Raw genomic sequence first — 19915 nt, forward strand, 5'->3', positions numbered from 1 at the left:
ACTCAAACCAACAAAGAATCAGGCCCCGCCACCAGCAGAGAAAATATCCTGCGAAATCTTCTGCAACTGACCCCGCAACTGCTCCAACTCTTCCTTGGCCTTATCCAACGCAGCCTTCGTCTCCGGCCACGTCGAACCACGGAACTCAGCAGCCAACGGCCCATCCCACACATTCGGATCCGACAACAAACGACCCTGCGCATCCAACGCCGAAATCTGATCCGTGAAACCACCAGTAATAATCGACTGCACCTGACCAATAGCAGCCTTGGCTTGCTCAGTAGACAACACACGCGACATAGAACTTTCCTCCCAATAAGAACAATCGCAACACCGGAAAACCCCGGCGACCAGACGCTGCCTAAACTACCAACACCAAGGAATAAATCCAACAAATAGACAAATAAGTTGGTAAAACACCGCCCGACTGTGACCTACGGCGATACTCCGACAGCGGGGATTAGTCCATTCGGGAGCGCAACCCCTTATGATACTCAAGGCACAGTGAACGGAATGAGGGGACCATCCATGCCCAGGCAGGCTAGTTTTAATGAGCACAATCCGGGGCGTCGCATCCCACCGGGCCGCGCACTGGGCGTCATCCTGGTCGCTATGGGGTTGATCGCGACGACGTCGTGCACCCAGACACCAGAACCCGAGCCGGTTTCGGACCCCATCAAGCTCCTGCAGAGCGTGCGCGTGGGTCTGTCCTCGGCTGCCGGAGTACAGACGATCGAGGGCACCACCATCTCGGTATCCGCGGCAGGCGACTCCTCGGCGGAAAACACCAAGTACGACACCGCCCAAGTGGTGGGCGAGTTGCCGGTGCGCGTGAGCCTTCAATACCGTGCCGGAGAGAAGTCGGGCTCCGACCTCTCCGAGCTGAAAGGCCACACCGGTCCGGTGGAGATCAACCTGACGCTCGAGAACCTCACCGTCAAACCGCAGAACATCCAGTACGATGCCGCGGGCCAGGCCCGCTCCGACACCGCTCTGGTAGGCGCCCCGCTGACAATCGCCGCCTCGACGAAACTCCCCGGCATCCGGGCGGACGACGTTACCCCCGGCTCAGCCGACGGCGCCACAGGTACCAACGGCGTCCTGAGCAGCACCGAAGACGGCGCCACCGTAGTCCAGTGGGCTACTGTCCTCGCTCCCCCGCGTTCCGGCGCCAGCACCACGCTGCGCCTTTCCGCGGACGTGAAGGACTTCCAGGTTCCCGAATTCGACGTCGCAGTCCAGCCGGGCCTCAATACAGACCTCAGTGCCAACGGAGTGCTCGCCAGCGCGTTCTCGTCCGGAACCGGTTCGGAGATGGAGCTGCAGCGGCGCACCATCTCCGTGGTGTCGGACGTCAACACGGTTCTGGCGAAGGCCGGATCCACCATCACCGAGGTCCGCCGCAACCTTCAGGCAACGTCCCAGACCCTCGGTGCCAAGACAGCCGGCGAGCTGCGCGACAACTCCCAGGCCCTGGCCGCGACGATGTCGGACCTGAAGCAGCAACTGAAGGTTCTGGGCTCTGACCTGGAGGCCTCAACAAACGCTACTCAATCCACCACCATGTCCCAGCTGAAGCTGACGGTCTCTGCGGTGGACGCGATGCTGGGCGACACCTCCGCCACGCCCCCGGTCGCTCCCATCACGGGTGACGGTTGCACCGCTGAGGTGGCCAAAGCGGCGCCGGCGGCCACCGTGTATTCCAGCGTCCTCACCATGTCCTCACAGCTGGATGCCTACGCGAAAGTCAGCGCAAGTTGCCGGGACACGGTTGCCAGCGCCCTCAAAGCCACCATGGGACCCGAAAACCCAACGCCCGCGGAGTGCGCAGAACAGGGTTCCATGACGTGTTCACTGTACGGTTCCGCTGTGACTGTCACCGGAGCGCTGTTGGGCTTGGTGCAGAAGGGCGATGAACTCGTCTCCGGACTCCAGCCGCAGGTGATAGAAGGTGCCATCAAAGATCAGGCGACTTCCGCCGTCGCACTTGAAAAAGTGCGCACCGACCTCGGTGCCATGCTTGACGGCTCCGGAACTTCCGAGGATTACACCAAGGCACTCGCAGCACTGGACACGGCCATCAAGTCCGCCGCCGACTCCGCAGCCGCAACCCGCAAAGCAGCCACCGCAGCGCAAAACAGTGTTGACGCCCTTCGGCAGAAACTGCTTGCCATCGCGACAAATGCCAAGGCAGCCAAGAGCGAACTGGGCCAAGGATCATGGCTGAGCGGCTCCATGATGCAGCAGAACCAAAAGCTGGCTGACGAGCTGTGCAAGCTGTCGGACGACGGCCTCATCCCCGGCAAGGGCAAACTGTCCGCCAAAGACGTTGAGCGGCTGCGCTCCTACCTGACCGCAGTTCCCTGCGAGCCGACGGATGATGAGGGCAACCCTTCACCCCAGCTGACGCCGCCCCCGGGCTTCAAGGAACCCCTTGATGCCAGGTTGGAAGGCCAGTCAGCTGTCTGGGACGAAGTTCTTGCAGCCACCGACACCACTGCTGCCGACCAGTCGATCGGTCAGGCTTTCACTGCCCTGGAGACGACATTCGACGACGCCGACACCAAACTGGAAGCGATCAAGACAGCAGTCAAGACGCTCGACGGCGCCGCAACAGGAAACGTCAATGGCACCAAACGGGGACTGGAAGCGCTGGATGCTGCCCTCGCTGACGCGATCGACTCCTCCGGCACGGTAACTACGGCACTCGCGAAATTGAAAGAGCAGCAAGACGGACTGGGCGAAAAGATCAAGGAATCCCTCCGGGACGTTTCCGCCGAAACCGCTGCCGAGGTCTACAAGACCGTAGGCGAACAAGTGCGGCAGGTTGCCGAAATCGGCGACGCCAGCTCCGAGGCCGTCACCACGGCGTTCAACCGCTCCATTTCCGGACTGAAGTCAACGTCGGACGACGTCGTGAAAGACGCCGAGGGAACGGTCAACAAACAGCGGGACGAGCTCCTGGGGCAGAGCGGCGACCTCACAGCTGCAGTGTCCAAGAGCACCCAGGCGTCCTTGGACAACATCGCCTCCAGCACGTCAGGTTCCACCCGCGACGTTGAAGGTGCCAGCGCCCTTCTCGCCTCCAGCCTTAACAAAGTGATGCTGGATCTTGGTGACCGCTCCGTAAACGGCTCGGGCCTGCTCGGCTCCATGGCCACCAGCGCAGCCAAAGCAGACACTGCGGACTTCCAGCTTGCGTTGGCCTCCCAGAATGCTGAAGGCTACGCCAACATCCGCTCCCGGGACGTGGCAGGACTCCTGCTGCGCCAGGCACAATTCAAGGCCTCGCTCACGGCCGTGGATGAACTGCCACCGTTCCAGCTTGAGGTGCCGGCCGGCGCCACGTCGCAGACCCTGTACACACTGAAGATCGGCGGCACCGCATGAACCCCCGCACCCGTCTCTTCACCCTGATCGCTGCGGGAGTCGCCGTCGTCGTTGCTGCTGCGGTAGTCCTGGCCATGACGCTGAACCGCCCCACCGAAGCCCCCCGTCCGGATCCGGTAGCCGCAACAGTCCCTGTCGCCCTGAAGGCTGACGGCCTGCCGGCAGACTTTTCGATCGGCGTCGTCATGACGTTCGGCCAGTCCGGCGAACCAGGCTCCGAGTACAACCGCGCAGCACAGGGCGCGATTGTCGCCGCCCAGCGCTTCGCCCAAAGCGGGGCGACAGTCGCCCTCCCGACCCAAAACGACCGGGGCACGGAGGACGGCGCCCGTGCCGCCGTCGTCGCTCTTGCGGAGCAGGGCGTGTCCGGCGTTGTCGTGGCAAGTACAGGGCCGCAAGCCCGTGCAGCAGCGAAGGCAGCTGAGGAGCTGGCCCTTCCGGTCATCCTGCCGTACGCCGAGGCGTCTGAACCCGGGGAAGCCACCTGGACCACAGGTCCAACGGGAGCATCTGTGGAGGCCGCACTTCAGACCGCACTGAACGGCAAGACCCGGGTGCTGTTGGTTAACGACGGCGGTCAGGTCCCCGCGTCCGTCACGATCTCTGACACGCTGGCTCTCGATGGTTTCTCCGAGGTGGCTGACCTTGCCCAGGAAGCAGCCATCCGTACAGGCGACCAGCTCCGCCCGCCGTCCAAGGATGCGCCGGCGGAGGCTGAAGGCACACGGACTGCCAACCCCGCGGACGCTGTTGTGGTGTCGGCGGCAACGCCGCAGCGCCTGGCACGGCTTGTCCAGGCCCTCCAGTCACGCGATGTGTCAGTACCGCTGATACTTCCCGACGGCGCCACCACCCCCGCGTTCGCCTCCTCGCTTTCGGAGCTGGACGGCACCGCTTCAGGACAACTGGTCAGCGTCGCCCCGGCCACGGGCGATGCAATCGCACTTCAGCAAGACGCGCAAGGGCGGGGCATGTCCGCTTTCCTCTCCGGCATAAGATTGGCTGGCGGGAATCCGGAGATCAAGAACCTTACCGACGACACCCCGTTCTCGGCAGATGCCTGGGCCGCGGACGCGCGCAGCCATGATGCCGTGGTGGCGTTGGTGCGCGCAGGTGCTCTGGCGGGGAGCGGCGATCCGTCGAAGGTGGGGGCGACGCTGCGGACCATGTCGTTCGGCCCAGGGGAAGGCATCGCCGGACCGGCGCTGGACTTCACGCAAAACCAGGCGCTGACTGCCGAGGCAACTCCGGTCTACGCTTCCCCTCAGGACCTCGGCCTTCGTCCGGCGGATGAGAACGCCCCACGGCTCGTCTGGGTACCGGCACCAGCCAGCCCTTAACCACCCTTTCTGTCCCCACACCTGAGGGGAACAGTTCCACTACAGGAGGAGCGCCCGGTGCGTGTGCTGATCGACCTGGACGATCGTCGTTTCGAGTGCGAGGTGGCCCACGCTGCGCCCGCCACCACGTTGTCCGACTTAGTGGAGGCGGCAGGCGGCCCCCGGCTTGCGCCTGAGGAGCCGTTGTTCGTCAATGAAACAGAGGTCTGTGGTGCCACGCCGCTGTCCGAGTTGATTCTGCTGGAAGGCAGCCGCATCTCACGCGCGCCGTGGCCGGTGCCGCACCGTGTCCGGGATTGGAGCCTGACGCTGGCAGGCGGTCAGCGTACCGGTGGTGTGGTGGACGTTCCCCAAGGCCGCGACATGCTTATCGGCAGGTCGCCCCATGCCGATCTCAGCCTTCCCACCGAAAGTGCATCGTGGGATCACTGCCGCATTCGCCGCGAGGAAGACGGACTGCGGGTTCTGGATGGCGGTTCAACCAACGGCACCCTTGTCAACGGCGAAGTGGTGGGCGAGGAGGGAATCCTCGTCACGCAAACGGCCACGATCACTGCAGGCGGAACGGTGCTTCTCCTGCGTCCGACCCTGGATGAGACACCCGCCCCGCCGCCCGGCAGCTTGAATAACCTCACACCGGCAGCGACGGCTCCCTTCAACAGGCCTCCGCGCCCCGGCCGGGCCCCGGCCGGCGACCCTCTGGTCCCGCCGAGCCGCAAAGACGTACCGCCCGCCAACAAGTTCAGTTACATCACGGTGTTGGCCCCGCTGGTCATGGCGGTTGCGATGGTGATGATCCTCAGGGACATGCGCTTCGCCATGTTCGCCATGCTCAGTCCGGTGATGGCGGTGGGCATGTGGTTCGAGCAGAAGCGCCGCCATGCCCGCGGCCTCAAGGAAGAGGCAGAGCGCTTCGATGGAGCGCTCAAGGAGTTCGAGCAGCAGGTCCGTGCAGCCGCCGAGGTGGAAACCGCCCGCAGGCACCGGATGGTACCCGATCCCGCTACGGCTATCCGTCGTCCGGCTATCCCTGCTACTTCACTGTGGCAGCGCCGTGCCGATTCGGACGACTTCCTGGCCCTGCACGCCGGCACCGGTGACGTCCCGTGGAAGCCCGAGGTGGACCGGGCGGCTGGATCGCGGCCTGACGGGAAAGTCAAGGAATCCCTCGCGGCAGCCCGCCTCCTTGCTGCACCAGTGCTGGTGGACCTGACCGATGCGGGCGTGGTGGGCATCGTTGGCTCCCGGGATGGGGCTTTGGCGCTGGCGCGGTCCCTTCTAGCCCAGGCCGCCGTGCATGTGGGTCCTGCGGATCTGACAGTCGGTGTTTTCTGCGACGCCGGCCGGGCCGATGAGTGGGAATGGGCCTCATGGCTTCCCCACACCCGCCAAACGGGCAGCAGCACGGGCGAGCGTTGGATGTCCGCCCACCGCGAGACGAGCCTGGCCATGCTGCGCGCCCTTAAAGACTCTGTGGAAGAACTGCCCACACCGGCCCTTATGGTGGTCCTCGATTCCGACGTTCTCACGGAAGGCAGGGACGCCCCGGCACGGGCACTGCTCGGCATGGGCCGCTCCGTCCCGGGAGGCCACATCAATCCGCAGCAGCGCCCGCCGCGAGTAGCGGGCATCGTCATCGCAACGTCCGAGGAGCAACTGCCGGCTTCCTGCACCACGATCATCAGGGTCGGGACCGATGCTGCAGCCACGGTGGAACAGCCGGAAGACCTGACCCGGGTGGAGGACGTCATCCTGGCAGGCCTCGACCAGGAAGAAGCCCTGCGCTGTGCCACGCGTCTGGCGCATTTCGACGATCCGGAGCTCAGCGTGCCCGGAGCCTCCCTGCCCTCACTGGTGCGGCTGCCTGCGCTTCTGGGCTACGAACGCCCAGACCCGGCCACGATTCGCCGCATGTGGCAGGCTCCCACCGGTGTCTCCACTCCCATCGGCACCGGCGAAAACGGGCCACTGACCCTGGACCTCGTAAAGGACGGCCCGCACGGGCTGGTGGGCGGCACCACTGGCTCCGGAAAGTCCGAGTTCCTGCGCTCGCTCGTGGCCGGCCTCGCTGCCCGCAATGATCCGACCCGTCTCAACTTCATCCTGGTTGACTTCAAGGGGGGCGCCGCATTCAAGGCCTGCGAACGCCTTCCGCACACCATCGGAACCATCTCCAACCTGGATGAGCAACTTGCAGACAGGGCCCTGATTGCTTTGGAAGCTGAGATGGAACGTCGCCAGCGGGTTTTTGCGGAGGCAGGCGAGGGCATCGACAACCTGAACGCCTATTTGGCAACGAACCCGGCCGAGCCGATGCCCCGGTTGCTGCTGGTGGTGGACGAGTTCGCGATGCTGGCCAAGGACTTCCCGGACGTGCTCACCGCCCTCGTCAGCATTGGCGCCGTAGGCCGCACCTTGGGAGTCCACATGATCCTGGCCACGCAGCGTCCGGCCGGTGTGGTGAGCGATGACATCCTCGCCAACACCAACCTCCGGGTGGCGTTGCGTGTCCAGAGCCGTGATGACTCCAATAACGTCATCGGCGTACCCGCCGCTTCTGCCATCGGCAGGGCCCAGATGGGCCGCGCCTTTGTAAAGCTGGGCCAAGACGACATCACGCCTGTACAGACGGCGCTTGTGACCGGACAGGCGCAGCTCGACGGCGGTCCCGCCGTCGATGTGCGCGACATCCGCCAGTTCGGTGTTCCCGCCCCCGCATCGTCACTGCCGCAGTCGGCGGCGATGGACGAGAACGACCTTGATCTCCTCATCGACGCCGTTGTCGATGCCAATGCCGAAGCCGGCTACGCCCCGCCGCGGCAGGTCTGGCCCGAGGCCTTGGGCGAGCGCGTGGACCTGGAGGGTTTCGCGGCGGAAGCCGCTCCTGTGAATACGTCTCCCCGGATCCTTCCAACGGTTGGCCTTGTCCGTGGCAACTCCGTGCTGGTGACCCTGGTGGACGAGCCTGAACTGCAGCGCCAGTCCGCTTCCGGATGGGATATGTCCGTGGGCAACCTGATGCTGATGGGTGTGGCAGGCTCGGGCACAAGCACCACGTTGGCGTCCATCGCGTTGGCCCTGGCCAAGGACGCAGATCCAGCCGAACTGGACCTGATGATTCTGGACATGGGCTCCGGCGACCTTGAGATGCTGAAACGCCTGCCGCACACCGTGGCATATGTGGGAACGGGAGCCGGTGCCAAGGAGCAACAAGCGCGTTTCCTGCGGCACCTGAATACCGAACTGGAGAGCCGCCGTGCAGCACCAGGAACGCACCGCCGCACGGTGGTCCTGCTTGACGGCCTGGCATCCCTGCGTGACGAATTCCAGGACTTCGAAGGGCAGCAACTCTTGGGCCTGCTGTACCGGGCATATGCTGACGGGCCGGCGCTGGGGCTCTCCTTCGCCGTGACCACCACCCGCGCCAAAGCAGTTCCTTCTGTGATGAATGAAGTAACGCTGCAGAAGTGGCTCTTCCGGCTCGCCGATAACTACGACTACTCCTCGCTCGGCGTTCGGGCAAAACATGTCCCTGCGGCGCTCCCCGGGCGCTGCGTAGATCCGCGGACCTCCCTGCAGATGCACGTTGCGACTCCCGGCATCGGGATGGAGGCTGCTGTGGATCGTGTCCGCCAAGCCTGGACAGATGCACCCGCGAAGACCACCGCGATCAGGAGCCTCCCCACTAACGTCGCCATGGCGGATCTGGGCGTAAAGCCGCAACTGGAGACCGAGCCCTGGCACATCCCCGTGGGGATCCGCGAAACGGACCTCTCACCGGCCTTCCTGGAAATCTATGAGGGCGAACATGCCTTGGTTGCCGGGCCGGCCCGTTCCGGTAAGTCCACCTTGCTGCTGGCCTTGGCCGAGGCCGTTCGTGGCGTAGCCACTTCCCGCGGGCCGGCCCAGGTCTGGGGCATCTGCGACCGCCGCTCGCCGCTGGCCACTGCTGATTTGGACCGGGTAGCCGTGGGCGTGGACGAGGTGCCTGCGTTGTTGGCCTCGCTGCGGATCGAGCGGGGCCCGGTGTTCCTGTTGATCGATGACGCCGAACGCTTCGAGGATACCGATCAGTCCATCGCGGGGATCGTCGCCTCCGGGCCGCCGGGTCTCTGCATCATTGCCTCCGGGCGGGCCACTGACCTCCGTGGACTGTACAGCCACTGGACCAAGTCAATCCGAAAGTCCCGCCTGGGCGTGTTGCTACAGCCCGACGTCAACTACGACGGCGAACTGCTGGGTGCCACCCTTCCGCGGAAGGCACCCGTAACGCTGACCGCCGGACGCGGATACCTCGGTGTGGGCGGGCAAGTGTCGCTCATCCAGTCCATAAGCCCCGGAGCCAAGCCGACGATAGACGCGTCATAGGGGTCCGCGGGACGGCCTGGGAATCAGATCGATAGCTTTGGAGAGTACGGACATGCAATTGGCACAAACGGGTCAGGCGTTGGGCGCGTCCTATCGCTTCGGCGAGCGGGTGGGCTCGGGTGCTGTTGGCGAGGTCTGGACCGTCACCTCGACGGACGGCAGGACGTTGGCGGCCAAGGTGCTGCGCCCGGAGCATGCTGACGATCCTTCCTTGGTGGAGCGGTTCGTCCGCGAGCGGTCCGTGCTGCTGGGGCTGCAGGACTCCCACATTGTCACGGTGCGCGACATGGTGGTGGAGGGTGCACGGCTGGCCATCGTCATGGACTACATCGTGGGCGGCTCGCTGCGTGACGCAGTAAACGATTCCGGTCCATTGCGGCCCGAAGATGCGCTCAACGTCGCCACGGAAGTATTCGACGCCCTGGCCTTTGCCCACTCGCGGGGAGTGACGCACCGCGACATCAAGCCTGACAACGTACTCCTCGCCCGCCCTTGGCCGGAGTGCGGTCCCGGAGACATCCGCGTCTCCGACTTCGGCATCTCCGACGTTGTGGGCGAGAAAATCCGCCAGACCACCGGTCTCATCGGGACTCCCCAGTACATGCCTCCCGAGCTCATCAGCCAAGGCCGGTCCGGCCCCCAGGGCGATGTGTATTCAGCGGGTGTCCTGCTCTACGAACTGTTGGCGGGCCGCACACCGTTCGCGGGTCCGGGAACAGATTTCAGCGTTGCGTACCGGCATGTTTCTTCGCGTCCGCCGCGGATTCCCGTAGACGACGCACTCTGGGACGTCCTCGACCAACTGTTGTCGAAGGATCCGGCCCAACGCCCAACAGCTCGCGAGGCCGCGTCGACGCTGCGGCGCCTGGCACCCCACCTTGTCGACAGCCCACCACTTCCGCGCGGGGAAGCCCCGGAGGACTTCGACGACGTCGAACGCCCCGCCACCGTTGTCCGCGGCGCCTTTACCGAGGACGAACTCACTGCGTTTGCAGCCGCCGCGCCTGACAGCCTCGATGACGAAGCTCCAGACCTTGGGCAGGCAGGCAGCGCCACCATTGCCCGCCCCATGCCGCGCCGCGAACTCCGCACCCAGGCGGAGGAACGGTCAGAGGAAAAGGACGGGACCCCCTTTTGGCGGACACGTAAAGCGCTCCTTCTGGCCGCTGGCGCGGTTTTCCTGATCGTGGCAATGGTGGCGGGTTTCATCCTCCTGTCCCCCACCACCCAGCAGGCAGCACCCACGCCTCCCGGGCAACAGCTGTCAGCGCAGCTGCAGGACCCCGCCCTCCCCACCGGTCTGACCATTTCCAGGAGTGCCGTGTACGAGCCCTCCTCCGGCCAGGTCCGATTGACGGTTTCCTACGCGGCGCAGAAGGCGCCCCTGTCCGGTGAATTCCTTGAGGTCGTCCCCGGGCTTGCTGATGGAGAAACATGCCCCTCCGTGACGTGGGATGGCGGCACTGTGAGCCGGAACCAGGCCTCCATTACCGGCCTTGATGTTGATTGCGGCTGGAAGCTGTCCGGGGTCGAGATTCCCGCCGGAGGATCAGTGCAGCTGACAGCCAAGGTCCCGGTGGCACCCGCGGACCAGAAAGCCATCGACGCATGGCTGCGGTCCGGTTCCGAGGCCACCTCTGCCGCTATGCAGGACCCTGCCGTCAAGGGAACGGCCTACCCCGTGCAACGCCTGAAGGGTGTGGAGGTGCGGACGCCTGCCCGTGTTGTCACGCCAAGCCCCTTGAAAATCACGCTGGTCCCAGTGTGGGCCGGCGGTGCCGATGAGCTCAATCCGCTCTACGTGAGCCCGGCCTCAGGTAAACCATCGCAGATGCTCGCCGCGGTAACCGGCGGTGAGAAGGGGGTGCGGTTTGCCGATGGCTGTGGCGGTGCGTTGGCAGTAGACAGTTCAGGACTCACCGTTACAGCCCTGCAGATCACGCCCCAGTGCACCGTGCGGGCCAGCGTCGGTAACTTTACCGAGCTCCAGTCCCCGCCATTCGGCATCACGTCCCGTGAGAACTCGGGCGAGTAGCGGGCTCCCTCGGTACCATGGGAGTCGGAGGCGACCATGGCCAAGCGAGCAGGCAAAAGCACCGACTACGCGTTCGTCACAGTGTGGCGTGTGGCGGGAACACGCGAGGAAGTAGTCAACGTCCTGGGCGACGCCGCGGCTCTCAAGCAGTGGTGGCCCTCCGTCTACCTCACGGTGACGCCGGTAGTTCAAGGCGGCCCGGGTGGTGTGGGGGCATGCTTCGACCTCCATACCAAGGGCTGGCTCCCATACACCTTGCGTTGGCGGCTCACCATTACCGAACCGGTGACCCTCGATGGCTTCGCGCTCACCGCTGAAGGGGACCTCAACGGCACCGGCCGTTGGACTTTTAAGACCGACGGGCCCGAGGTCGTCATCACCTACGACTGGCGGGTCGGTGCGGCCAAGCCCCTGCTTCGACGCCTGAGTTGGCTTTTCAAACCTGCCTTCTCTGCCAATCATCATTGGGCCATGGCCCGCGGTGAGGAAAGCCTGAAACTAGAGCTCCGCCGTCGACGTTCCGGAGCCGCAGCAAATGTGCCGGAGCCACCGAAACCAACTTTCGTCCGGTCCTCGAGGGGTTAGGTCTCGGCCTTTTCAAGGGCACAAAGTGCCGAGATCCCGCTCCTCGACGGAGCTATCCACATACGCACCCATCCGCGTCCTGCCCGGCACCGAACTCCCGATAGAATCAAGACGCCGACAATCAGCAGCCAGAGATGAGGGAGGACCCGTGCGCACATCGCAGTCCCGGGCACCCTTTCATGCTTTGCGGTCGGGCGCCATCTCGATTGTGGTGGTCCTTCTGGCTGCAGGGGCGCACATCGTGGGAGGTGGAGAACTTCCCACAACACCGGTCCTGCTGGCACTCGCAGCGCTGACGGCTCTGGCGGCCACCCTCGCGACAAGGTTCAAGCTGAACCTCTTCACCATGGCAGGCCTCCTAGGGGCCGGACAGTTGGCACTTCACGAAGCTTTCACGGCCTTGAGCCCGATAACGGCCAGCGTGCAGGGAACAAACCACCATGTCGGCTCTGAACCTTTGAGCGCCGGGCTGGACATTGCCGCGACGCACACCCATGAGCTCGGCACAGCCTTTGGCACCATGATGTTTGTGGGCCACGTCCTCGCCACCATTGCTTCTGCCGTCCTCCTGGCCAGGGGTGAGGACGCCCTGTGGCAACTCGCCGCATGGTTGCGGCCGCTGCTCGCCCTGCCCACTTTGGTGTTCAGGCCCGACGCCGGTGCCTCGCCTGTCGAAGTCGGCGCACCCGACGTCTTCATCCCCCGCCCTTGGCGGAATCTTAGGCAAGACAGCCGCCGCGGCCCGCCCGCCGTCGTCGTACTTTCCTAGTTCCGCCCGGCACCTTCTGCGCGCAACACATCGCGCGCCGCAACAGCAGAGCCTTTGCTTGGTGACGGGCCCCAAACCCGTACCCGCGCCGCATAAGCCGGCGCCTCCGAAAGGCACTTCCCATGAAATCCTCGATTCGCCGCACCCTTTCCGCTACCGCCGTCGCCGGTGGAACCGCTGCCCTGATGATGGCCGGCCTGGCTGGAGCATCCGCGCACGTTTCGGCTGATCCGAACAAGACCGCCGCCAACTCGTACGCGCTGGTGACGTTCGGCATCCCCCACGGCTGCGACACCTCCGGCACCACCAAAGTGGCCATCTCCCTGCCCGAGGAACTGAACGACGCCCAGCCGACGGTGAACCCGAACTGGACCGTTGAGAAGGTCACGGAGAACCTTGCCGAGCCCAAGAAGCTGGATGACGGCACTTCCATCACCAAGCGCACAAGCCAGATCGTGTACACGGCCAAGGCACCACTGGATCCGCACCTGCGTGACGCCTTGGTTTTGTCGGTCAAGCTGCCGGACACGGCGGGCAAGACCATCTACTTCCCCACGCTGCAGACCTGCGAACAGGGCCAGACTGACTGGTCCGAGATCGCTAAGGAAGGCCAGGACCCAGACGAGCTCAAGGCTCCGGCACCGTCGGTCACCATCACTCCCGCCGACGCGGCGGGCGAGCACCACTCTGCAGACGCCGTCTCCACCGAGCAGGCGTCCGCAGTATCCGACGACGGCTCGCAGGCGCGCAGCTGGGCCGGCCTGATCGCAGGCATCGCTGGCTTGGGCCTGGGCGGCGCTGCCCTCTTCCGCAGCCGCTCCGCCAAGCCGGCCGTGGCCAAGGCCGACACCAAGTAGCCACCTGGGATTGGCGCCCGGAAGATCACGATCCGGGCGCCAATCCGCTCTTCCAGCCGTGGCTGAATTGACTCACATCACGGCCGGAGCAAGGCTGGTGCCCATGTGGACTCAGCGCATCAAAACAGGTCTTGTGACGACTACGGCGGCCGCTGCGCTGCTGCTTCTTGCTGCTTGTGGGCCAAGCCCCAGCCCGTCGGGAACAAGCAGTGCCCCACCAACCTCCTCGACGCCGACGGCCTCGGCGACGTCAAGCTCGCCTTCTGCCACGGCCACGACGACGCCGTCACCCTCAGCGACAGCTACGTCCGTGGCACCCGCAGCACCCGCGCTGTGCAAGTCGGCGACCCTCACTGCTGCAACCGACGCGACCGGCGGCGGTGCGGCTGGCAGCATTTACGAGAAGTTGATCGTGACCAACTCCGGCACCGCTCCCTGCGTCTTGGAAGGCTTCGCCGGCGTCTCCCTGACTGCCGACGCCAATGGGGAACCGATCGGCGAGCCGGCAACCCGCGAAACCACAACTCCGGTGACCAAGATCGAACTGGCTCCGGGGAAGTCGGCATGGGCGGAGATCCGGTACACGCAAGCTGGTAACTACGGCGACTGCACCAAGGTCCCCGCCGCCGGTTTCCGGATCTACCCGCCGAACGACACGGCGTCGCTGTTCATCCCGGAACCACACGACGCGTGCAGCAACGCCGGCATCAAGCTCCTGACCATCACGGCGTTCCAGGCAGTCTGACCCCTTTCCCACGGCGCCGGCTTATTCTGTCGGAGCCGTGGGGCATGATGGAGGAATGCAGGAGCCGCAGGCGTCGGATGGCGCCATCAGTCGTTTCAGCCAGGCAACCAGGGAATGGTTCCTCGGCGCTTTTTCCGAGCCCACACCCGCGCAGGATGGCGCGTGGAACGCGATCTCCTCGGGCTCTCATGCCCTCGTCGTGGCTCCCACAGGTTCCGGTAAAACCCTCGCTGCTTTTCTTTGGGCCCTCGATCGCCTGCACTCCACGCCCGCTGACACGCTGCCTGGGCTTGAGACCATCCCGGCCAATGGCAAAGGTCGGGCAAAGCGCCCCAAAACCAAGACACGCGTCCTCTATATCTCGCCGCTGAAGGCGCTGGGTGTGGATGTGGAGCGAAACCTCCGTTCACCCCTGATCGGCATCACCCAAACTGCCAAACGTTTGGGACTCCCCGCACCACTGGTGACAGTCGGCGTGCGTTCAGGAGATACGACGGCGGCAGATCGCCGTACGCTGTTGACCAACCCGCCGGATATCCTCATCACCACCCCGGAATCCTTGTTCCTTATGCTGACGTCCCGTGCCCGGGAAACGCTCAGCGAAGTGGACACGATCATCATCGACGAAGTGCATGCCGTAGCCGGCACCAAGCGCGGCGCGCACCTGGCCGTTTCCTTGGAGCGCCTGGATGCCCTGCTTCCGAAGCCAGCCCAGCGCATCGGGCTCTCCGCCACAGTCCAGCCCCGCGAGTTGGTGGCCCAGTTCCTGGCAGGGCAAGCTCCGGTGGAAATTGTCGCTCCGCCATCCAAGAAGAACTGGAACCTCACCGTCACTGTCCCCGTGGAGGACATGTCGGATTTGCAGGGTGCTGCCGGAGCGTTCGACTCCGGGCCAGCCTCGGGTCTGCAGCCTCAGGCTTCCATCTGGCCGCATGTGGAGGAGCAGATCGTGGATCTGGTCCTGTCCAAGCAGTCCACCATAGTCTTCGCTAATTCCCGTCGCTTGGCGGAGCGCCTGACAGCCCGACTCAACGAGATCTACGCCGAACGCCAGTTGATGGCGGTGGGCGGCAGCGAGTGGGCAGCTCCTGAGGCGGCCGCCAAGGCCAACCCCGGAGTGCCGGCCTCCACGGCCACTCCAGCGCACATGATGGCGCAGGCCGGAAGCACTACCGGTGCCGATCCTGTCTTGGCCCGAGCCCACCACGGATCGGTGTCCAAGGACCAGCGCGCCATGATCGAGGACGATCTCAAGTCCGGCAGGCTCCGCTGCGTTGTTGCCACGTCATCGCTGGAACTTGGCATCGATATGGGTGCGGTGGACCTGGTAGTCCAAGTGGAGTCGCCACCGTCTGTGGCCAGTGGGCTGCAGCGCGTCGGGCGTGCCGGACACCAAGTGGGTGAGATATCCGAGGGCGTGCTCTTCCCCAAGCACCGGGCGGATCTGCTTCACACCAGTGTCACAGTGGAACGCATGCTCAGCGGGCAGATCGAACGTTTGAGCGTTCCTGCCAACCCGCTCGATATCCTGGCCCAGCAAACTGTCGCAGCCACCGCGTTGGGCAGCATCGACGTCGAGGACTGGTTCAGTACTGTACGGCGATCAGCGCCGTTCGCGAGCTTGCCGCGCTCCGCATTTGAAGCCACGCTGGACCTCCTGGCCGGCAGGTATCCTTCGGATGAATTCGCCGAACTCAGGCCTCGCATTATCTGGGACCGGCACGCCGGGACCATCGAGGGCAGGCCGGGAGCGCAGCGCCTTGCTGTCACGTCGGGCGGTACCATCCCTGACCGTGGGCTGTTCGGCGTGTACATCATCGGTACGGAAGTTGAAGGCTCATCCTCCCCGGGAACTGCGGACGGAGCCGAGCCCACCGCTTCCGTCCGTGCTGCCAAGGGAGGACGCCGCGTAGGCGAGCTCGACGAAGAGATGGTCTACGAATCCCGGGTGGGTGATGTCTTCGCGCTCGGTGCCACCAGTTGGAAGATCGAGGACATCACCCACGATCGCGTGCTGGTCTCCCCCGCCTTTGGCCAACCCGGCAAGCTTCCCTTCTGGAAGGGCGATTCCCTTGGCAGGCCCGTAGATCTGGGCCGCGCGCTGGGTGCCTTCATCCGGGAACTCTCGGCCGCAGACGAAACCCCTGCCATGGAGCGCTGCCAGGCCAGCGGATTGGATGCCTTCGCCGCCAGCAACCTGATCCAATACCTCAGGGAGCAAAAGGAAGCCACCGAGATCGTCCCCAGTGATCGAACGCTGGTGGTGGAGCGCTTCCATGACGAACTCGGCGACTGGCGAGTAGTCCTCCACAGCCCATTCGGCATGCCCGTTCATGCCCCGTGGGCACTTGCAGTTGGGCAACGCCTGCAGCAGCGCTATGGCTTGGACGGATCGGCCATGGCGGCCGATGACGGCATCGTGCTACGCGTGCCCATGATGGAAGATGAACCACCCGGTGCTGAGCTGTTCCTCTTTGATCCGGACGAACTCGAACAAATCGTCACCGCAGAGGTAGGTGGCAGCGCACTGTTCGCATCCCGGTTCCGCGAATGCGCCGCCCGTGCCTTGCTTCTCCCTCGCCAAAATCCGGCCAAGCGTCAACCGCTGTGGCAGCAACGCCAGCGGTCTGCCCAGTTGCTGGATGTCGCCCGGAAGTATCCCTCGTTCCCCATCGTGCTCGAAACGGTGCGGGAATGCTTGCAGGATGTCTACGATCTGCCCGCGCTGAAAGACATTGCGGCATCCGTGGAGCGCAGGGAACTCAGGATCGTGGAAACCACCACGCAGCAGCCCTCCCCTTTCGCGAAATCCCTGTTGTTCGGGTACGTGGCCCAGTTCCTCTACGAGGGCGACTCTCCCTTGGCGGAGCGTCGGGCCGCTGCCCTCGCCCTGGATTCCACGCTCCTCAACGAACTCCTGGGGCGCGTGGAACTGCGCGAACTCCTGGACGCAGCGGTTATCGACTCAACGGAACACGAGCTGCAGCGCCTTGCCCCGGACAGACGGGTTCGTGGCATGGAAGGCGTCGCGGATCTGCTGCGGTTGCTCGGTCCGCTCAGTATTGAAGAAGTAGCTGAGCGGCTCCAAGGGGTGGAGTCGGCTGAATTGGAGGGTCCGGAACACCTCGAGGAACTCTCCTCGGCCGCGCCGCACGGCAGCGTCACCGACGCCGGTTCCCACGTCACGGCATTGCAGAAAGCCAACCGCGCACTCAAGGTAACCATCGGCGGCGTCGAGCGTTTTGCCGCAGTTGAGGACGCGGCGCGGCTGCGTGACGCAATCGGTGTTCCGTTGCCCATGGGCGTACCGCTCGCTTTCATTGAGCCAGTCCACGATCCCTTGGGCGACCTCGTTTCCCGGTACGCGCGCACCCACGGCCCCTTCACTGCCGCTGAAGCTGCGGCGAGGCTGGGGCTTGGCGTCGCGGTAGTCAACACCGCCTTGAAGCGGTTGGCTGGCGACGGTCGCGTGGTGGAAGGCGAATTCCGCCCGCACGCCGTCGCGGAGCAGCCTGCGGACGCACCCGACGCAGAGCTCATGACCATTGACGCCCCACCGTCCAGCGAGTGGTGCGATGCCGAGGTACTCCGGAAACTGCGGCGTCGCTCGCTCGCTGCGCTGCGGGCCGAAGTGGAGCCAGTGGACACCGCCGCCTACGGCCGGTTCCTGCCGGCCTGGCAGAACGTGACCTCACCAGGTAAGTCCCGAAGCCAGGCGCTTAGGGGGCTGGACGGGATCATCACGGCCGTGGACCAACTGTCCGGTGTGCCCATCCCGGCATCCGCATGGGAACCCTTGGTGCTCGCGAGCAGGGTGGCGGACTACAAACCGGCAATGCTGGACGAACTCATGGCCGCCGGCGAACTCCTTTGGTCCGGCGCAGGCTCCCTGCCCGGAAATGACGGCTGGATCAGCCTCCATGTAGCCGATTCCGCTGAGCTGACGCTCAACCCGGACCCCGAGTTCGAACCCGGTGATGCCCAGCAGCGGCTTCTGGAACATTTCAGTGCGGGCGGTGGTTACTTCTTCCGGCAACTGACGGATGTAGCTGGTGGCATGGATGCGGTCCTCAGTGACGACGCCGTGGTGTCTGCCCTCTGGGACCTCGTCTGGGCCGGCCGTGTAACAGGCGATACTTTCGCTCCCGTGAGGGCAATGATCGCCGGCGGGAAAACCGCGCACCGGCAAGTAGCCAAAGCGCCGAGGGCCCGGGCACCGCGCATGAGCAGGCTGGGCCGTTCCCATGGAACGGGCCTACTGGGCTCGCCGGGGCTAACGGGGGGTCGCTACGGCTCGGCGACAGGTGGCGTTGCACCTGCACCGCCGTCGGCAGTGGGCCGCTGGTCAGCGCTTCCCGCCCCGGAACTGGACCCCACCATCCACGCCCGCGGCACGGCCGAGCTTTTGTTGGACCGCTACGGCGTGGTGACGCGTGGTTCGGTCATGGCGGAGAACATCATCGGTGGCTTCGGGCTCATGTATAAAGTGCTGGCCCGCTTGGAGGAAGCCGGCCGTTGCCGCCGCGGCTACTTCATCGAGCATTTGGGGGCAGCCCAGTTCGCCGTCCCTGCCACGGTGGACCGTCTACGGTCTTTCACCGAGGATGCACGCATCTCCAAAGCTGAGCCATCCGCGCTCGCCCTCGCCGCGACAGACCCCGCCAACCCCTACGGCGCTGCCCTTCCGTGGCCTGCGCTTTCTGTCGACGCCGGTTCCGGGCACCGCCCGGGGCGCAAAGCCGGCGCGCTGGTGGTGATGGTCGACGGCGCGTTGGTCCTTTACGTGGAACGCGGCGGCAAGACGCTGCTCACCTTCAGCCAGGACGACGCCGTGCTGACAGTCGCCGCCCAGGCGCTGGTGGATGTGGTGCGCCGCGGCGCCGTGGACAAACTGTTTATGGAGAAAGTCAACGGCCACGATCTCTTGGAAACTCCCATCGCCGTTGCCCTGGCGGCCGCAGGGGCATATTCCACTCCGAAGGGACTCCGTATCCGTGCCTGAAGGCGATTCCATATGGCGGGCTGCGTCGCGGCTGAACGAGGCGTTGGCTGGGACGATCATCACGGCCTCAGACTTCCGTGTTCCCCGCTTCGCTACCCTGAACCTGGCGGGCTGGACCATGGCCGAGGTTGTTCCCAGGGGAAAGCACCTGCTCATGCGCCTGACTGGACCTGCTGACGAGGAACCCGGCGCCAGCAGGAAACCCCGGGCACTGACCATCCACTCCCATCTCAAAATGGAAGGGAACTGGATGATCTACCCACCGGGTGGTCGCTGGACTAAACCCGGCCACACTGCCCGGTGCGTGCTCCGCACGGACTCCGTTGACGCCGCCGGGTTCTCGCTGGGCATCCTGGAAGTGGTGCCCACCGCTGAGGAAGACAAGATCGTCGGACACCTCGGGCCGGACCTGCTCGGCCCCGACTGGGACGAGGAAGAAGCGCTGCGCAGGCTTCGTGCCGAACCGGACGCCACCGTGGGATTCGCGTTGCTGGACCAGCGGAAGCTTGCGGGCATTGGCAATATCTACCGATGCGAGTCGTGCTTCTTGTCCGGCATTCACCCTGCCCTGCCTGTTGGCGAAGTTCCTGACCTCGCCAAGACAGTCAATGACGCCAAACGCCTCCTCGGCGAAAATCTGGGTCCCGGGCGGAGGACCACCCTCGGGCCGCGCGCCATGCGTCCCGGGTATTGGGTGTACGGCCGGGAACGCCAACCCTGCAGGCGCTGCGGCACTGCTGTCCGCCGCGGCCTCCTTGCAGGACCGGACGGCACTGAAGAACGGGACATCTACTTCTGTCCGCGCTGCCAACCGGCTCCGTAGG

The 19915-nt window shown here is 64.9% G+C and carries 11 protein-coding genes; 10 read left to right on the forward strand and 1 reads right to left on the reverse strand.

Annotation, left to right across the window (positions count from 1 at the left end; genetic code table 11):
- Positions 1-18 precede the first annotated feature (18 nt).
- Positions 19-300, reverse strand: a complete 282-nt coding sequence (locus AC0J5Z_RS20060) for a pyrophosphorylase (RefSeq protein ID WP_089593717.1) — start codon at positions 298-300, stop codon at positions 19-21.
- A 228-nt stretch (positions 301-528) separates the two neighbouring features.
- On the opposite strand from AC0J5Z_RS20060, the gene AC0J5Z_RS20065 reads away from it, so the two are divergent.
- From AC0J5Z_RS20065 to AC0J5Z_RS20110, 10 genes are all read left to right on the forward strand, one after another.
- Positions 529-3390 (forward strand): hypothetical protein, encoded by a 2862-nt coding sequence (locus AC0J5Z_RS20065; RefSeq protein ID WP_475035858.1) that lies wholly within the window; start codon positions 529-531, stop codon positions 3388-3390.
- Positions 3387-4730, forward strand: a complete 1344-nt coding sequence (locus AC0J5Z_RS20070) for a type 1 periplasmic-binding domain-containing protein (RefSeq protein ID WP_475035860.1) — start codon at positions 3387-3389, stop codon at positions 4728-4730. The genes AC0J5Z_RS20065 and AC0J5Z_RS20070 overlap by 4 nt, the downstream gene beginning before the upstream one ends.
- 57 nt (positions 4731-4787) lie before the next feature.
- Positions 4788-9098 carry an FtsK/SpoIIIE domain-containing protein gene (locus AC0J5Z_RS20075; protein ID WP_475035862.1) on the forward strand — a complete coding sequence of 1437 codons (4311 nt, stop codon included), beginning with the start codon at positions 4788-4790 and terminating at the stop codon, positions 9096-9098.
- A 52-nt stretch (positions 9099-9150) separates the two neighbouring features.
- Positions 9151-11133: a serine/threonine-protein kinase gene (locus AC0J5Z_RS20080; protein WP_475035864.1), complete on the forward strand. Its 1983-nt coding sequence runs from the start codon at positions 9151-9153 to the stop codon at positions 11131-11133.
- Between the two features lie 36 nt (positions 11134-11169).
- Positions 11170-11718 carry an SRPBCC family protein gene (locus AC0J5Z_RS20085; RefSeq protein ID WP_475035866.1) on the forward strand — a complete coding sequence of 183 codons (549 nt, stop codon included), beginning with the start codon at positions 11170-11172 and terminating at the stop codon, positions 11716-11718.
- Between the two features lie 148 nt (positions 11719-11866).
- Positions 11867-12487, forward strand: coding sequence for a hypothetical protein (locus tag AC0J5Z_RS20090; protein ID WP_475035868.1), 621 nt, complete (start codon positions 11867-11869; stop codon positions 12485-12487).
- Positions 12488-12609: 122 nt separating this feature from the next.
- A complete protein-coding gene (locus AC0J5Z_RS20095) occupies positions 12610-13344 on the forward strand; it encodes a YcnI family copper-binding membrane protein (RefSeq protein WP_475035870.1) in 735 nt (244 codons plus the stop codon).
- 103 nt (positions 13345-13447) lie between these two features.
- Complete coding sequence (locus tag AC0J5Z_RS20100; protein WP_475039809.1) at positions 13448-14089, forward strand: DUF4232 domain-containing protein; 642 nt, start codon at positions 13448-13450, stop codon at positions 14087-14089.
- A gap of 55 nt (positions 14090-14144) precedes the next feature.
- Complete coding sequence (locus AC0J5Z_RS20105; protein WP_475035872.1) at positions 14145-19091, forward strand: ATP-dependent helicase; 4947 nt, start codon at positions 14145-14147, stop codon at positions 19089-19091.
- Entirely contained in the window at positions 19084-19914 is an 831-nt protein-coding gene (locus AC0J5Z_RS20110) for a DNA-formamidopyrimidine glycosylase family protein (RefSeq protein WP_475035874.1), read from the forward strand. The genes AC0J5Z_RS20105 and AC0J5Z_RS20110 overlap by 8 nt, the downstream gene beginning before the upstream one ends.
- The last annotated feature ends 1 nt before the right edge of the window (position 19915 follow it).

This window comes from Paenarthrobacter sp. TRD_SC_7, from assembly GCF_056156245.1.

Bases quoted from the DNA above. Each gene is read 5' to 3' on its own strand.
- AC0J5Z_RS20060 (WP_089593717.1), bottom strand. From the start codon at position 300: ATGTCGCGTGTGTTGTCTACTGAGCAAGCCAAGGCTGCTATTGGTCAG.
- AC0J5Z_RS20065 (WP_475035858.1), top strand. From the start codon at position 529: ATGCCCAGGCAGGCTAGTTTTAATGAGCACAATCCGGGGCGTCGCATC.
- AC0J5Z_RS20070 (WP_475035860.1), top strand. From the start codon at position 3,387: ATGAACCCCCGCACCCGTCTCTTCACCCTGATCGCTGCGGGAGTCGCC.
- AC0J5Z_RS20080 (WP_475035864.1), top strand. From the start codon at position 9,151: ATGCAATTGGCACAAACGGGTCAGGCGTTGGGCGCGTCCTATCGCTTC.
- AC0J5Z_RS20085 (WP_475035866.1), top strand. From the start codon at position 11,170: ATGGCCAAGCGAGCAGGCAAAAGCACCGACTACGCGTTCGTCACAGTG.
- AC0J5Z_RS20095 (WP_475035870.1), top strand. From the start codon at position 12,610: ATGAAATCCTCGATTCGCCGCACCCTTTCCGCTACCGCCGTCGCCGGT.
- AC0J5Z_RS20100 (WP_475039809.1), top strand. From the start codon at position 13,448: ATGTGGACTCAGCGCATCAAAACAGGTCTTGTGACGACTACGGCGGCC.
- AC0J5Z_RS20105 (WP_475035872.1), top strand. From the start codon at position 14,145: ATGCAGGAGCCGCAGGCGTCGGATGGCGCCATCAGTCGTTTCAGCCAG.